At 43.3% G+C, this 17173-nt stretch carries 14 protein-coding genes; all 14 read left to right on the forward strand.

Going from position 1 to position 17173, the window contains the following annotated elements:
- Positions 1 to 143 precede the first annotated feature (143 nt).
- The 14 genes from LKD42_RS10280 (at position 144) to LKD42_RS10345 (ending at position 17156) form a co-directional block, all read left to right on the forward strand.
- The gene (locus LKD42_RS10280) at positions 144 to 1577 is read left to right on the forward strand and encodes a spore germination protein (RefSeq protein ID WP_331464870.1); all 1434 of its coding nucleotides are present in this window, start codon (positions 144 to 146) and stop codon (positions 1575 to 1577) included.
- Positions 1578 to 1706: 129 nt separating this feature from the next.
- Positions 1707 to 2129: a hypothetical protein gene (locus tag LKD42_RS10285; RefSeq protein ID WP_248835633.1), complete on the forward strand. Its 423-nt coding sequence runs from the start codon at positions 1707 to 1709 to the stop codon at positions 2127 to 2129.
- Between the two features lie 309 nt (positions 2130 to 2438).
- Positions 2439 to 3233, forward strand: a complete 795-nt coding sequence (hisA, locus tag LKD42_RS10290) for a phosphoribosylformimino-5-aminoimidazole carboxamide ribotide isomerase (protein ID WP_147631063.1) — start codon at positions 2439 to 2441, stop codon at positions 3231 to 3233.
- Between the two features lie 116 nt (positions 3234 to 3349).
- A complete protein-coding gene (hpf, locus tag LKD42_RS10295; RefSeq protein WP_022119004.1) occupies positions 3350 to 3880 on the forward strand; it encodes a ribosome hibernation-promoting factor, HPF/YfiA family in 531 nt (176 codons plus the stop codon).
- A gap of 237 nt (positions 3881 to 4117) precedes the next feature.
- The gene (gene secA, locus LKD42_RS10300; protein WP_022119005.1) at positions 4118 to 6679 is read left to right on the forward strand and encodes a preprotein translocase subunit SecA; all 2562 of its coding nucleotides are present in this window, start codon (positions 4118 to 4120) and stop codon (positions 6677 to 6679) included.
- Positions 6680 to 6723: 44 nt separating this feature from the next.
- Positions 6724 to 7864, forward strand: a protein-coding gene (gene prfB, locus LKD42_RS10305; protein WP_408610701.1) for a peptide chain release factor 2 whose coding sequence is annotated in 2 segments (ribosomal slippage) — positions 6724 to 6786 and positions 6788 to 7864 — 1140 coding nt in all. Because the reading frame shifts where the segments join, the coding sequence is not laid out codon by codon here.
- A 107-nt stretch (positions 7865 to 7971) separates the two neighbouring features.
- Positions 7972 to 8898: a DUF7916 family protein gene (locus LKD42_RS10310; protein ID WP_248835634.1), complete on the forward strand. Its 927-nt coding sequence runs from the start codon at positions 7972 to 7974 to the stop codon at positions 8896 to 8898.
- Between the two features lie 248 nt (positions 8899 to 9146).
- The gene (locus LKD42_RS10315; RefSeq protein WP_248835635.1) at positions 9147 to 11114 is read left to right on the forward strand and encodes an oleate hydratase; all 1968 of its coding nucleotides are present in this window, start codon (positions 9147 to 9149) and stop codon (positions 11112 to 11114) included.
- 197 nt (positions 11115 to 11311) lie between these two features.
- Positions 11312 to 12442, forward strand: a complete 1131-nt coding sequence (gene tgt / locus LKD42_RS10320; protein WP_022119009.1) for a tRNA guanosine(34) transglycosylase Tgt — start codon at positions 11312 to 11314, stop codon at positions 12440 to 12442.
- Positions 12443 to 12535: 93 nt separating this feature from the next.
- Positions 12536 to 12844, forward strand: coding sequence for a preprotein translocase subunit YajC (gene yajC / locus LKD42_RS10325; protein ID WP_022119010.1), 309 nt, complete (start codon positions 12536 to 12538; stop codon positions 12842 to 12844).
- Positions 12845 to 13517: 673 nt separating this feature from the next.
- Positions 13518 to 14078, forward strand: coding sequence for a hypothetical protein (locus LKD42_RS10330; RefSeq protein ID WP_248835636.1), 561 nt, complete (start codon positions 13518 to 13520; stop codon positions 14076 to 14078).
- 109 nt (positions 14079 to 14187) lie between these two features.
- Positions 14188 to 14364 (forward strand): hypothetical protein, encoded by a 177-nt coding sequence (locus LKD42_RS10335; RefSeq protein ID WP_248835637.1) that lies wholly within the window; start codon positions 14188 to 14190, stop codon positions 14362 to 14364.
- Between the two features lie 35 nt (positions 14365 to 14399).
- Complete coding sequence (locus LKD42_RS10340) at positions 14400 to 16079, forward strand: leucine-rich repeat domain-containing protein (RefSeq protein WP_147631069.1); 1680 nt, start codon at positions 14400 to 14402, stop codon at positions 16077 to 16079.
- A 273-nt stretch (positions 16080 to 16352) separates the two neighbouring features.
- Entirely contained in the window at positions 16353 to 17156 is an 804-nt protein-coding gene (locus LKD42_RS10345) for a DUF4832 domain-containing protein (RefSeq protein WP_248835638.1), read from the forward strand.
- The last annotated feature ends 17 nt before the right edge of the window (positions 17157 to 17173 follow it).

A 17173-nucleotide genomic window follows, 5' to 3' on the forward strand; every position in this document is an offset into this window, starting at 1 on the left:
AACGCCTGTGGAGATAGTAGGTTACGAGGTCTGCGAAGCAGGAAGCCCATTGGCTTTAGACAATGGGTAGTTCACGAATGGAGGTCTAAAAGAATAAAACACAGAAAAATGGAAATAATCACGATAGTGAGTAATAAGAAGAGGTGAAAAATGTGCAGCAGAAGCTATCGACAAGCCTGGAAGAAAATCAGAAATATTTCCGCCGGATTCTGCGGACGGACAAAAATTTTGACATCATCAGCAGAACGACGATGGTAGCAGACCGAAAAGCAGTCTATTACTTTGTGGATGGATTTTTAAAAGAGAGCATTGTGGAAAAGTTACTGGAATTCTTTTATTCTGTGACCCCGGAAGATTTGCCGGAAGACAGCGAAGAGCTGTCAAAAGATGCCATGCCCTATGTAGAAGTTGAACTTTTAGAGGACTGTGAGCAGATCACAACGCAGATTTTATCGGGCGTGATGTGTCTGTTTATTGACGGGTATTCCAGATGCTTTGCCATGGACTGTCGTACCTATCCGATGCGAAGTGTCGAAGAGCCGGACAAAGACAAAGTACTGCGAGGACCAAGGGATGGTTTTGTGGAAACCATCGTATCCAATACAGCACTGATCCGAAGGAGAATCCGCAATCCGAAACTGTCCATGGAGATGAAAAATGTCGGAAGCACTTCGCATACCGATGTGGTACTGTGTTATATGGAAGATCGGGTAGATTCCGGATTCTTGCAGCAGATCGAAAAAAGGCTGGAGCGGATCAGAACGGATGCCTTGGCAATGAACCAGGAGAGTCTTGCAGAATGTCTTTATCCACATAAGTGGTACAATCCATTTCCGAAATTTAAATATACGGAGCGTCCGGATACGGCAGCAGCTGAGATCCTGGATGGGAAAATTGTGCTTTTAACGGATAACTCTCCGGCAGTTATGATCCTTCCGGTATCGGTGTTTGACATTATGGAAGAAGCCGATGATTTTTATTTTCCGCCGGTGACCGGCACGTATCTTCGTGTTACAAGGTTTGTCATAGCACTGCTGACACTGCTTCTGACCCCGACCTGGCTGCTTTTTTTACAGAATCCGCAGTGGATACCACCGCAGTTTGCGTTTATTAAAATAAGTGGAGATGTCTATGTTCCGCTCTTTGCACAGCTGCTGATCCTGGAATTTGCAATCGACGGTCTGAAACTGGCAGCGATTAATACGCCGGGTATGCTGACAACGCCACTCAGTGTGATCGCCGGTCTTGTTGTCGGTGAATTTGCAGTCCAATCCGGGTGGTTTAATGCAGAGACGATGTTATATATGGCATTTGTGGCAATCGCAAATTACACGCAGGCAAGCTATGAACTGGGATACGCCCTGAAATTTATGCGGATTCTGCTGCTGATCCTGACGGCGGTTTTCGGACTTGCCGGATATGCGGCAGGTCTGGTGATTACGTTCTTAAGTCTGCTTCTGAACCGTACAGTATCCGGAGAAAGTTATCTCTATCCGCTGATCCCATTTGACGGAAAACAGTTTTGCAGAAGGATTTTCCGAAAAAGAATCCGGTTTGATATCAACCTGAAAGAATAATGAAGATAACAATGGGTGTGCTTTGAAAATCAAAATCGACACGAAGGAACATGAATAAAAAAAGTACACAGGATGCATATTAAGGATGGGCATAAGAAGCTCCGAAAAAGCAAAGAAAAGGAGAAGACTATGAGAAGAGTAAGAAGCATGCTGGCAGTCCTTGGAATTGTCTGTGCACTTTCCGGTATCACAGGATGCAGCAACCGAAACGGAAATACATCGGCAACGAACGGAAGCGAAAGCAATATGCAGAACGGAAGCAATGGTATACAGACGGAAAGCAATATGCAAAACGGAAGCAGCGGTACACAGGCGGAAAGCAATATGCAGAACGGAAGCAGCGGTACACAGGCAGAAAGCAACACACAGAAAAATAACAGCACAAAAAAGAACAGAAACCAGTCGGACACTTCACAGTCACGCCGCACAGACGGAGCAGATGGAGTACTCGATGATGCAGGCGATATCGTCCGTGATGCAGGTGATGCAGTCGGAGATGTGGTTGATGACCTGACCGGTGAGACAACCGGCCGCAGTCGTATGACCGAGTAAAGATGAGGATTCGCTGAGGTAAGTCATGGGGGCAGAAACGCTGCCTCTGTGGCTTCTTTTTTGGATTTACAGCCAGATGTGCGAAAATTATTTTGCTACAAAGCAATTCTCAAAAATCTGGAGAATATCTGCTGGACAAAGAAAACAGGCTTTTCTATAATGAAAACGTCAGAGGTTCTGTGTGGGTACAATGATCAGACCAGCGTGCAGATGCATAGCAATTTTGACAGGAACATGCAAAGAGACGACAGGAATCGAGGGTCAGTTTTCGAGAGTCGGATCTGAATAACAGAAAAAGAGGAGAAACGTATGAGATTTCGACCATGCATTGATATACATAACGGAAAAGTAAAACAGATCGTAGGAGGAAGCTTAAGAGACGAAGGAGATCAGGCAAAGGAAAATTTTGTGTCTACACAGGATGCGGCATTTTTTGCAGAGATGTATCAGAAAGACCGGATAAGCGGCGGACATGTGATTTTGCTGAATGCAAAAGATTCTCCGTTTTATGAAAAAACAAAAGAGCAGGCCATGCTGGCACTTCGGACGTATCCAGGAGGACTGCAGGTTGGAGGCGGCATTACCGATGAGAATGCGAAAGATTTTCTGGAAGCCGGAGCTTCTCATGTGATCGTTACCAGCTTTGTATTTAAAAACGGCGTTTTTTACCGAGAAAATCTGGAAAAGCTGCTTCGGACAGTCGGAAAAGAACATCTGGTGCTGGATTTAAGCTGCCGCAGAAAAGAAGACGGATACTCTATCGTCACAGACCGCTGGCAGAAGTTTACCGATGTAAAGTTAAGCGAGAAGGTACTTGACGAACTTTCCGGTTGCTGCGATGAATTTCTGGTGCATGCAGTGGATGCAGAAGGAAAAGCACAGGGAATCGAAAGAGAACTGGCAGATATGCTCGGAAGATGGCAGGGCATACCGGTCACCTATGCCGGTGGCGTGGGAAGTTTTGCAGATCTTCAGGAACTGAAAAAACTTGGCAGAGATCACATCGATGTTACGATAGGAAGTGCCCTGGATCTCTTTGGGGGAAGTATGCCTTACCGGGAAGTTCTGCGTGTGTGTGCCGCCAATTTGGATGAGAATTCATAAGATAGTATAAAAAAACTAAAAACTTTGCAAAAGTGATTGAAAATATTGTGGAAAATTGCTATAATGTTCACATAGCAGTTTCAACTGCAAATATAGATGCAAAGGAGTTGGGTATCATGCGTTTTACAATTCGTGGAAAAAATATCGAAGTGACAGAGGGGTTAAGAAGTGCAGTCACAGAAAAGCTTGGAAAGCTTGAAAAATATTTCACTCCTGAGACAGAGATTATTGTAACTTTGAGCGTGGAAAAAGACAGACAGAAAATCGAAGTAACCATTCCGGTAAAAGGAAATATCATCCGCTCAGAGCAGGTAAGCAATGATATGTATGTTTCTATTGATCTTGTGGAAGAAGTCATTGAAAGACAGCTTCGTAAATATAAGACAAAAATTATAGGCAAACATAAAGACGGAGGAAACCTCCGCAAAGAATTCATCGAAAAAGAGAACGAAGGTGAAGAAGAGGAAGTAAAGATCATCCGTACAAAACAGTTCGGTATGAAACCGATGTTCCCGGAAGATGCATGTGTACAGATGGAACTGCTCGGACACAGTTTCTTTGTATTCCGTAATGCAGATACAGACGAAGTCAACGTTGTGTATAAGAGAAAAGGAAATACATATGGACTGATCGAGCCGGAGTGCTAGGATCGACCGGATAAAAGAGCTACACCATCTGAAATAAAACAGTAAAGTAAATCAATAGCTGCCGCAGGATGCACAGTTCAGCCGTAGATTTTTTGGTGAACGCATGTCTGCGGCAACTTTTTAAGTTCTTATCCGCTGTTCATAGGTTATTTACAAAAATTTAATTGTCTATGAAGTGATAAAGTGATAGAATGGAACTGTTTTTAAGGTAATTAATGTGATAGGAGAATATAGACAATGAATGTGTTTCAGAAAATGTTCGGTACGCATAGTGAACGTGAAGTAAAGCGAATTATGCCGCTGGTTGAAAAAATTGAAAAACTGCGTCCGACAATGATAGAGCTCTCTGACGAAGAACTGAGAGGCAAAACAGCAGAATACAAAAAAAGACTGGCAGAAGGAGAGACTCTGGACGACCTGCTTCCTGAGGCATACGCTACCGTTCGTGAATCTGCACGACGCGTACTGAATATGGAACATTACCGTGTACAGCTGATCGGAGGTATCATTCTGCATCAGGGGCGTATCGCAGAGATGAGAACAGGTGAAGGTAAAACACTTGTATCTACCTTACCGGCATATCTGAACGCTCTGGAAGGAAAAGGAGTTCATGTAGTAACGGTCAATGATTATCTGGCACGTCGAGATTCTGAGTGGATGGGAAAAGTCCATGAGTTTCTTGGTCTGACCGTTGGATGTGTACTGAATTCCATGGACAGTGAAGAGAGACGTAAACAGTATAACTGCGATATCACTTACATCACCAACAACGAGGACGGTTTCGATTATCTGCGTGATAACATGGTTATTTATAAAGAACAGCTCGTTCAGAGAGATCTGCATTATGCGATCATCGACGAGGTGGACTCAGTCCTGATCGACGAGGCACGTACACCGCTGATCATTTCCGGTCAGAGCGGCAAGTCCACAAAACTGTACGAAGTCTGCGACATTCTGGCAAAACAGCTGGAGCGTGGTGAAGCCAGCGGTGAAGTGACTAAAATGTCGGCCATTATGGGCGAGGAGATCACAGAGACCGGTGACTATATCGTAAATGAAAAAGATAAAGTCGTAACACTGACACAGGATGGTGTTAAGAAAGTAGAACAGTTCTTCCAGATCGATAACCTTTCCGATCCGGAGAACCTGGAGATCCAGCACAATATCAACCTGGCACTGCGTGCACACAGTCTGATGCACCGTGATCAGGATTATGTAGTAAAAGATGATGAAGTACTGATCGTAGACGAGTTTACCGGACGTATCATGCCGGGAAGACGCTACTCGGATGGCCTGCATCAGGCAATCGAGGCAAAAGAGCATGTAAAGGTAAAACGTGAGAGCAAGACACTTGCAACGATCACATTCCAGAACTTCTTCAATAAATATAAAAAGAAAGCCGGCATGACCGGTACTGCACTTACCGAAGAAAAAGAGTTCCGTGATATCTACGGAATGGACGTAGTTGAGATCCCTACCAACAGACCGGTTCTCCGTAAAGACCTGGATGATGCGGTATACATGACCAAAAAAGAAAAATTCCATGCCGTTGTGGATGAAATTGAAAAAGCCCATGAAAAGGGACAGCCGGTTCTGGTTGGTACCATCACCATTGAGACATCCGAACTTCTGAGCGGCATGTTAAAGAGACGCGGCATTTCGCACAAAGTCCTCAATGCGAAGTTCCATGAGCTGGAGGCTGAAATCGTAGCAGAGGCAGGTCGTCACGGAGCCGTTACGATCGCAACGAACATGGCCGGTCGTGGTACCGATATCAAGCTGGATGATGAGGCAAAGGCAGCCGGCGGTCTGAAGATCATCGGTACCGAGCGTCATGAATCCAGACGTATCGACAATCAGCTGCGTGGACGTTCCGGACGACAGGGTGACCCGGGAGAATCCAGATTCTATATTTCGCTGGAAGATGACCTGATGCGTCTGTTCGGTTCCGAGCGTCTGATGAGCATCTTTAAATCCATCGGTGTTGCAGAAAACGAGCAGATCGAGCACAAAATGCTTTCCAGTGCAATCGAGAAAGCACAGATGAAGATCGAAGGAAACAACTACGGTATCCGTAAAAACCTGCTGGAGTACGACCAGGTCAACAACGAGCAGCGTGAAATCATTTACAAAGAGCGTCGCCGTGTTCTGGACGGAGAGAGTATGCGTGATTCCATCTTCAAGATGATCACAGACATCGTGGACAATACCGTTGATATGTGCATTTCTGATGATCAGGATACTTCAGAATGGAATCTTCAGGAACTGAACGGACTTCTGATCCCGATCATTCCGCTGCCGAAGATTGAGATTTCACAGAAAATGAAGAAAAATGAGCTCAAACAGATGCTCAAAGAGCAGGCTGTGAAGCTGTATGAGATGAAAGAAGCAGAGTTCCCGGAACCGGAACAGATCCGTGAACTGGAGCGAGTGATCCTTCTGAAAGTCATCGACCGCAAGTGGATGGATCATATCGACGATATGGATCAGCTGCGTCAGGGTATCGGACTTCAGGCTTACGGTCAGAAAGATCCTCTGGTAGAATACAAGATGAGTGCTTACGAGATGTTCGATGCAATGTCTGCGGCAATCCAGGAAGACACTCTGAAGCTTCTGTACCATGTAAGCATGGAACAGAAAGTAGAACGTGAAGAAGTTGCAAAAGTAACCGGAACAAACAAAGATGATTCCGTACAGAATGCACCTCAGAAACGTGAAGAAAAGAAGATTTATCCAAACGATCCGTGCCCATGCGGAAGCGGAAAGAAATATAAACAGTGCTGCGGAAGAAAGAAATAAACACCTCGCAGTGACTGAAAATAAAAAAGAAAGAGGTGAAGCAAGTGGTTGAATTAGATCAGTTTAAGTATGAATTAAACAATTTTAAGGAACCATTAGTGGAAGTGAGGGATTCACTTTGACCTGGCTAACAAAGAGCAGCGTATCCAGGAATTAGAAAGAGAGATGGAAGCTCCTGATTTCTGGGATAACCCGGAAAAATCACAGGAATCCATGAAAAATTTAAAGAGCATGAAAGACGATATCGCCATTTATGCCAAGTTAAAAGATGAGTTTGATGAGATCGAAACTCTGATCGAGATGGCAGCAGAGGAAAACGATGAATCTCTGATACCAGAGATTCAGGATCTTCTGGATGATTTCAGGAAAACTTATGATGATATCCGTATAAAAACACTGTTATCCGGAGAATACGATAAGGATAATGCGATCGTGACGCTCCATGCGGGAGCAGGCGGAACAGAGTCCTGCGACTGGGCGGGCATGCTGTACCGTATGTATACCAGATGGGCGGACAAACATGGTTTTGCAGTGGATGTGCTGGATTATCTGGATGGCGATGAGGCGGGCATCAAGTCCGTTACCTTCCAGGTTAACGGAGAAAATGCCTACGGCTATCTCAAATCCGAAAAGGGTGTCCACAGACTGGTCCGTATCTCACCGTTCAATGCGGCTGGAAAGAGACAGACCTCGTTTGTATCCTGCGATGTCATGCCGGATATTGAGGAAGACATCGATATCGAGATCCGGGATGAAGATCTGCGTATCGATACTTACCGTTCCAGCGGAGCCGGCGGTCAGCATATCAACAAGACCTCCTCGGCGATCCGTATCACCCATCTGCCGACCAACATCGTTGTTCAGTGCCAGAATGAGCGTTCCCAGCACATGAACAAAGACAAAGCGATGCAGATGCTGAAAGCAAAGTTGTATCTGCTGCAGCAGCAGGAGAATGCAGAGAAGCTTTCCGGTATCCGCGGTGAAGTCAAGGAGATTGGCTGGGGAAACCAGATCCGTTCCTATGTCATGCAGCCGTATACGATGGTAAAAGACCACAGAACGAATGCAGAAACAGGAAATGTGGACAGCGTGATGGACGGCGGTATTGACCTGTTTATCAATGCTTACCTGAAGTGGATCACACTTGGCGAGTCTTCCGGAGAAGCAGGCGATATGCCGGATTAAGAGCAAGAATAAAATACAGGAAACTGTATGGAACATGATAGAAGAAAATCTGTCTTCGGGCAGATTTTTTTCGCTTTTTATCAGCAAAGCAAGAAGGAGAATCTGATATGGCAAAACGTATTTTGAATATGACAGCAGAAGAAATGACGCATGCAACAAAAAGTGAACTGATCGAAGCGATCGCAGGCAGCGAGGGAAGGGTTCTTGCAAGTGAGACGATCGGCATCACGATTCCTCTGCTTACCGATGTGACCAATGCAGAGTTTGCAGCTTCCATGGGAGCAGACCTGATCCTTCTGAACATGTTTGATGTGCAGGAGCCAAAAATCATGGCACTGCCGGAAGTGGAAAAAGAAGAGACGGTACGAGAAGTAAAACGTCTGACCGGACGTATGGTCGGCATCAATCTGGAACCGGTGGAAGAAAGCTATGCTTCCGATAACAAAGAGAACCTGTGGGAGATGAGTGCCGGACGTTATGCAACGGTGGAAAATGCCATTCAGGCTCAGAAAATGGGCGTGGATTTGATCGTTCTGACCGGCAATCCGGGAAATGGAGTGAGCAATCCGGCGATCATTTCTTCCCTGAAAGCAATCTCAGAGGCAGTTGGAGAAAAGATCATGCTGGCGGCCGGGAAAATGCATGCCTCCGGTATCATCGGCGAAGGCGGCGAGAACATCATCACGAAAGAAGATATCCGCCAGTTTGCAGAGGCAGGAGCCGATATCATTCTGCTGCCGGCACCGGGAACCGTGCCTGGCATCACGACCGAATATGTGCGGAAACTGATCAGTTATGCACACAGCCTGAAAAAACTGACGATCACATCGATCGGAACTTCTCAGGAAGGTGCGGACACCGATACGATCAAACGCATCGCACTGGAGTGCAAGATGGCAGGAACCGACATCCACCATATCGGTGATTCCGGATACGTGGGAATGGCACTGCCGGAAAATATTATGGTGTACGGAACCGTGATCCGCGGAATCCGCCATCAGTATCACAGAATGGCACAGTCCATCCGCAGATAAATATCAGTGAAGTTTTGTACTGCAACAAGTAAGGTACAAAATCACAGCAAAAAGCTTACAAAACAGGTCAGATGACAAAAATTTTATCATCTGGCCTGTTTTGTCAATAGAATCCCGGGCATACTAATGTTAGAATGTAGGCAATTCAGAAAGAACTGGATTGAAACAGGAAATTTCCAAAGAAAAAGAAGACAGGATGGCGGAGGCAGGAAGGTTAGCCTCAAACATTGGAAAGGTGGGCATTCAATATGAAAAAAGGGTTAAAATATACGATAGCAGCAGCAGCCGGAGCCGGAGCAGCGATGCTTCTGAGTAAGAAAACAAAAGAAAATGAGCATAAACAGAAAGAGATAAGCAAAAAAAGAGAAGACGAGAGAAAAGATTACCGCAATACCGAGCGTGGAAAATATGAAAAGAACAGCAAAGGTATTTATTACAGCAACGGCAACTACGAAGCTTTTGCAAGACCGGAAAAACCGGAAGGTGTCGATGGCAAAAATGCTTACATTGTCGGAAGCGGACTGGCATCTCTGGCAGCAGCCTGCTTTCTGGTAAGAGACGGGCAGATGAAAGGATCCCATATCCACATTCTGGAAGCAATGGATATCGCCGGAGGGGCCTGTGACGGTATCTTTGATCCGTCCCGCGGTTATGTGATGCGAGGCGGCAGAGAGATGGAGAATCATTTCGAGTGCCTGTGGGATCTGTTCCGCAGCATTCCGTCCATCGAAACACCGGGCGTATCTGTTCTGGATGAATATTACTGGCTGAATAAAAAAGATCCGAACTACTCTCTTTGCAGAGCAACTGTGAATCGTGGAGAAGATGCACATACCGATGGCAAGTTCAATTTAAGCCAGAAAGGCTGCATGGAGATCATGAAACTGTTCATGACAAAAGACGAAGATCTTTATGATAAAACAATCGAAGATGTATTTGATGACGAAGTGTTTGATTCCACCTTCTGGCTGTACTGGAGAACGATGTTTGCATTTGAAAACTGGCACAGTGCACTGGAAATGAAGCTCTACTTCCAGAGATTTATTCATCACATCGCCGGACTGCCAGATTTCAGTGCTTTGAAATTTACCAAATACAATCAGTATGAATCCCTGATCCTGCCGATGCAGAAATATCTGGAAGAAGCAGGCGTAGATTTCCAGTTCAACACCGAAGTGACAAACGTTGTATTTACCTTTAAAGAAGGCAAAAAGATCGCAACATCGATTGAATGCAAAGTGAACGGAGAAGAGGACAATATTCTCCTGACAGAAGATGACCTTGTCTTTGTCACAAACGGAAGCTGTACGGAAGGAACCATTTACGGAGATCAGAACCATGCACCGGATGCAGATGCAGAAGTACGCAGAAGCGGATGCTGGGATCTGTGGAAAAACATTGCAAAACAGGATCCGTCTTTTGGACATCCGGAGAAATTCTGCTCGGATATCGAGAAGACAAACTGGGAGTCAGCAACGATCACGACTTTGGATGACAAGATCATTCCGTATATCACAAACATCTGCAAACGTGATCCGAGAAGCGGAAAAGTGGTAACCGGAGGAATTGTAAGCTGTCAGGACTCCAAGTGGCTGCTCAGCTGGACGATCAACCGTCAGGGACAGTTCAAAGAGCAGGACAAAGAAAAAGTCTGCGTATGGGTATATGGACTGTTTACGGATGTGCCGGGCGATTATATCAAGAAACCGATGAAAGAATGTACCGGAAAAGAGATTACCGAAGAATGGCTGTATCACCTGGGCGTTCCAACCGACAAGATCGAGGAACTGGCAGAGAACAGTGCTGTCTGCGTACCGACGATGATGCCGTATATCACTGCATTTTTCATGCCAAGAACCAAAGGTGACAGACCGGATGTCATCCCGGATGGATGTACAAACTTCGCATTCCTCGGACAGTTCGCAGAGACTCCGCGTGATACCGTCTTCACAACCGAGTATTCAGTGAGAACCGCAATGGAGGCTGTTTACGGACTGCTTGGTGTGGACCGCGGCGTACCGGAAGTATGGGGAAGCGTTTACGATATCCGTGAACTGCTTGACAGTTCCGTCAAACTGATGGATGGCAAATCACCGCTGGAGATCCAGCTGCCTGGACCGCTGAACGCACTGAAAAAACCGGTCATCAAAGTGGTAAAAGGAACCGTCATTGAGAAACTGCTTCGTGATCATGGGATTTTAACAGAAGATATGTAATCCTGCCGGATATTTCCAGACCGGAAAGAGTTCTGCTTCTATTTATATGGTAGTCAGCCAATCCAGCCTTTAGCGGGACACCGGGGATGATTCCCCGGTGAACTACTTGAAAAATCCTCCAAATAGGGCTATAATACTTGAACAGACGTAAGGATGCACCAAAGTTTGTATGCATTCGAATGAAATTGGAGGAAATCATGTATAAACTGATAAAAAGAGATGGCAACGCAAAAAGGGGTGAGTTTCACACCGTGCATGGCGTGATACAAACCCCTGTTTTTATGAATGTCGGAACGGCAGCAGCAATCAAGGGAGCAGTATCGACCGAGGATCTGCAGCAGATCGGCACACAGGTGGAGCTGTCCAACACCTATCACCTTCACGTAAGACCGGGTGATCAGGTTGTAAAAAAGATGGGCGGACTGCATAAATTTATGGTATGGGACAAACCGATCCTGACAGACTCCGGTGGATTTCAGGTATTTTCGCTGGCGGGTCTTCGAAAGATCAAAGAAGAAGGCGTATATTTCAATTCCCATGTAGACGGCAGAAAGATTTTCATGGGACCGGAACAGAGCATGCAGATCCAGTCTAATCTGGCGTCCACGATCGCCATGGCATTTGATGAGTGTCCGTCCAGTGTGGCAGAAAGAGAATATGTCCAGCGTTCGGTAGAGCGTACGACAAGATGGCTGCATCGCTGCAAAGAAGAGATGGCAAGACTGAACAGCCTGCCGGATACGATCAATCAGCATCAGATGCTCTTTGGTATTAACCAGGGTGCGATCTACGAAGATATCCGTATCGAGCATGCACAGCAGATCCGTGAGCTGGATCTGGACGGATATGCAGTCGGCGGCCTGGCAGTCGGTGAGAGCCATGAGGAGATGTACCGTATTCTGGATGCAGTCGTACCGGAGCTTCCGGTGGATAAGCCAACTTATCTGATGGGGGTTGGTACACCGGCAAATATTCTGGAAGCAGTAGACCGGGGAGTTGATTTCTTTGACTGTGTTTATCCAAGCAGAAACGGCCGCCATGGCCATGTCTACACGAATCATGGAAAGCTGAATCTGTTCAATGCAAAATATGAGCTGGATCCGAAGCCGATTGAAGAAGGATGCCAGTGTCCGGCATGCCGTCACTACAGTAGGGCGTATATCCGACATCTGCTGAAAGCAAAAGAAATGCTGGGCATGCGTCTGTGTGTGCTGCATAACCTGTATTTTTACAATCATCTGATGGAAGAAATCCGAGATGCCATTGAAGCCGGCAATTATAAGGCATTTAAAAAAGAAAAACTGTCAGGATTTGAAAATAATGCTTGAATAACAGGCAAGGATTGTGTATGATATAGGTTAGTGACACTTTTTCGGGAAAGCCCGAAATTTAAGCGAAATACGCATGACCAGGAGGTAAATATGAATTTATTAAGTACATCTTCAACAGCAGGCGGACTGGGATTCACCCTGATCTACATCGTGGTGATCTGTGCAGTTATGTGGTTCCTGCTGGTAAGACCGCAGAAAAAGGAACAGAAAAGACTGGACACAATGCTGGCAAGCCTTGCAGTAGGTGACAGCGTTGTTACAACAAGCGGATTTTACGGAGTTGTGATCGATCTGACAGACGAAGACGTGATCGTAGAATTCGGAAGCAACAAAAACTGCCGTATTCCAATGAAAAAATCAGCAATCGCTGAAGTAGAAAAGGCAGAAGAAAGCAAATAAAAGATGTGAAAAAGTACAGAGACGTGGGAATTGTTTCTGTACTTTTTTTATGCGTGTCTCCAGCAAAGCTGGACTACACTTGCCAGTGTAAGTCCGGTCACGATAATCGCCAGTGAGCCGTGTAGTAATACAGGGTGCTAAGCGAGTGGATAAAGTAACCTTGAAAACGGGGCGAGCAATTGTATCATTCCGCCAAGAGAAACGAAAAGTGGATGCGGCACTAGACTGCTACATTATTTGCACTTTTACAAGATGGTATAACAAGAAATACCAGAGACATAATTGTATGTCAAAGGTGGGATTTGTAAGAAATAGCATTTATGGAAAAGGATTAAAGAAAATGGCTAGAGCATGACGTAATGCTGTAGAAAGAAGAATGTCGGAAAGCTGTGTGAGGGAGAAACTTATGCACGGTTTGATGAGGGGGATGAAAATTTCACCCGCCTATTCTACCTTACAATTGAGAATTTCCTGAGCGATATTTTGTTAAAATTTGTGTTTATATATAAAATTTTGCGAATATAAATATTTTTTCTCTTTATTTAACAAAAAAATAATAATTTTATATTATATAGAAAAAAATAAACATATTTAATAAAAATAAGATTGACAATAACACTATTTCATGCTAAGGTGCAAATAACAAGTAAATGAAGTACAGAAAGGAGATAGTATGGCAAATATTAAAGGAAAAGTAAAGACGTTGGCAATGGTAAAAAACGTAGTGAATGTAAAAAATTGTACTAATTTTGGTTGTATGGCAATTGACGGAAAGAAAGCTTGGGGATTAAAAACTGCAAGCGGAAATGAGTACAGTGTTGTACATTATTGCAGTGATGTTAATGACAAAGTTTCTTTAAGATATACAACTCCTAAAGGACTTTTGGGACATGGGAACTGTATGACATGTAGCAATTCTAATTTGTTGTTTGGGGTGTCTAACGGACTTAATGGGGAGAATTATATTGTTCGTGTACCACGTGGGTTTAAAGGTGACTGGGATCGGAAAGTTATATTTAAATCTGAAAAGAAAATTCCGGCACTTGCTTTTTATAGTAATTATCATTATCTGATTCGCGTAGGAGATAGTCCGGAAAATCAAAGAGCACGATTCGGTATTGGGGTTCTGGAAGGCCAGAATACAGCTAATCCGACAGTAAAATATGATTCTTCAAACGAGTTTTATATAAATACAAAATGGACATATAAGCATGTTCAGGATATTTCATTATGAACCATCTAAAGGTTTATTGTTCCAGACAATGAACGACAGCACTCTAACAATAAGTAAAATAGCAGTATATGATCTGAATGGTTCATATACTACCTATAATGGAAAGAAAATGTTTAGCCCAAAAGATATGATTACGTTTGATATGCACAATACACATACAAAATACGAAGTGGAGTCACTGGGGCTGGATGAAGACGGATACATTGTTATGGCTTGCAATATTCACTTGAAAACAGAAAGTAATGAAACGGATGCCTTCCAGAGGGTAACAAATGTAAAATACTAGAATAACACTATATAAAAAAGAGGAGATGTAGTCAAATGAAACAAAAAGGAGAATTTTATAAAGTGAAAAAATCTGGTTTTTCTATGTTGTTATTGTTGATATGTGTTTCGATGTTGTCTGTAATGCCTGTATCTGCTGCCAGAAAAAAGAGCCGTTATGACCTTCAGTTTTCAGATTTGAAAGTCAATAAAAAGAAGCTGAAAGCAGGAGAAAAATGTGAAATCAGCATGAAGGTTAAAAACAAAGGAACAGGGAAAATTCAACGTTTGACTGTTACATATCAGGGACCGAAACGTCAGTATTATGATGTTCTGCTGAAATATAAAAAGAAAAGTAAAAGATGGACGGGCAATTTTACAGTAAATAAAGGAATGGAAAAAGGGATCTGGAAGATCTGGTGTGTTACAGCAGATAAAAATTATGATGAAGAGTATCATTATAGTTGTTATAACAAAAATTTAGATAAATTGATTACACCAGGTGCGGATTTTTCAAAGGGAAATATCCAGATTAGTGGAACGAAAGCGGATTATAAAAAACCGAAGATAAGATGGAACAATTTAAAAACCTGGAACGAGCAGGTTACGGCAAAGGGCGGAATAATAAATTGCCGACTAAAGGTAACGGACAACAGTGGTATTTCTTTTGTCAGAATTATCTTTGCAAAAAGACCGGAAGAAGGTAAAAAGCTGATACCGGATATTAGTATTATAATGAAGTATAATAAAAAGACAGGCTATTACGAAGGAAGCAGTACACAGGGAAAAGGAAAGTATCTGGTGGCAGGTATAACAGCGGCAGATCTGTTCGGAAATGAAATTTTTTATTATAATTCACAATGCGAATCATACGGATATTACCAGCCTGAAAACTCAATCCGCAAAGATTTGTCAGACTTAAGTGTAAGCCTTGGAATTTCAGAAGATGATATACCACAGGAGACAGAAAAACAGACAGAAAGTGAAAGAGAACCGATTGCAAAACCAAGAAAAACAGATGTTTTTGTCAATAAGAGAAGCCCGGAGACATCTGAGTATGACTATGCGGTGGTGATAGACAAGGTGGTGTATCAGTATCGGATGGAAACCGATGATTATGCAGTCGTTGCATTTGATGAAAACAATGGAAATATGGAAGATGGAAGAAAAGTAAAAGTAAGGGCAGAGATTCTTGGAAGACCGGTAACGGAAGTTACACTCCATGGAGAATTTGATCCTCCGCAGGGAAGAGTGCATTTGATTCTTCCAGAGTCTGTCAGGAAAATTCAGATTGATGAATGTACATTCAAAGCGATTACCTTTCCATCCACTTTTACAAAGAAAAACAGTAAGAGCATTGTATCTGAATGTACGATAGGAAAGATTTATCTGGCAGGAAAGTCTGTGTATACGGGAAACATATATCAGATAAGTGGACTGAAAACTATAAAGCTTCCATCAAAATTAAAATATATAAAAGCGGGATTTTTAAAGGGGAGCACTGATCTCGAAAAAATTAGTATTCCGAATCAGGTCAGAACAATTGGAAAAGAAGCATTTGCAGGGTGCAGAAATCTGAAAATTTATATTCCGGCTACAGTGAAAAATATTGGAAAAAATGCATTTGGAAAAGGTGATGGATGCGTGAAAAAAATTTACTGTGTGAAAAATTCAGCGGCATATAAATATGCAAAAAAGAATAATATCCCTTATAAAACAGTGTCGATCAAGGAATAAAAAAGGATTTGATGTAAAAGTAATGTAAAAGGTTTTCAGATGCTATTTACAATACTATAAAAATCTAGTATTGTAAAAATAAGATATCCACGAAAGCAGGAGAGTGACAGAAATAGTGGAAAATATCAGGTAATAAACGGCTGAGCACATAAGAGGGGGGTAATATAAACGGCCGTTTTACATATCATACATGCGAAGGAAATGGATGATGTAGCATGAAAAGAAAGCGAATACAGAAAAATAAAAATATCGTAAAAAGGGGCTATATAAATTATGAAACGAACAAAGAAAATCGCAGCATTTCTGATACTGTTTTTATGTGCATCCATGCTTCTGGTTCTTCCGACCTCGGCAAAAAGCAGAAAAAAGTATGATCTTAAGGTATCGGATGTAAAAGTCAGCAGTAAAAATCTGAAGCCGGGAGATAAATGCAAAATCAGCATGAAAATCGTAAACAGGGGATATGGAAAGATGAAAAATGTTTACGTGTGCTATGATTCACCGTCAACGCAGGTGTACTACGTACCGCTTCAGTATAAAAAGAGCAGCGGCAGATGGGTTGGAAATTTCAAAGTAGAAAAGGGAATGCAGAAGGGAACCTGGCGTATCTGGAGTATTGATGTGAATCGTGTTTTTGACGATATCTACGCATCCTGGTATGCGTATTATAACCACAAACTTGGAAACCGGTCCTATCCGGGAAGTGATCTCTCAAAAGGAAATATTAAGATCCGGAAGACCAAGGCAGATCATAAAAAACCGGAAATTCACGCTGACACGTTGCAGGTAGAAAAAGTGGCAGACACGGAAAAAGGTGGAAAGATCAGCTGCCGTATAAAAGTAACGGACGGCAGCAGCATCAAAAGAGTAACACTGACTTTAAAAGGGCCTGTCAGCACAGATCATCCGGTAGCAGTAGAGACGGAAATCGAAATGAAATATAATAAAAAAACAGGATATTACGAAGGCAGCGTAAACAAAGAAAAGGGTACCTATCGCATAGAGAATGTATATGCAGAGGATGTATTTGGTAACCATGGCTGGAAAGAAATTTCTGGATATCAGTTAGAATTATAAAAGCAGAATTATAAAAG

The sequence above is a fragment of the Hominisplanchenecus faecis genome, assembly GCF_020687205.1.
Lineage (GTDB): Bacteria > Bacillota > Clostridia > Lachnospirales > Lachnospiraceae > Hominisplanchenecus > Hominisplanchenecus faecis.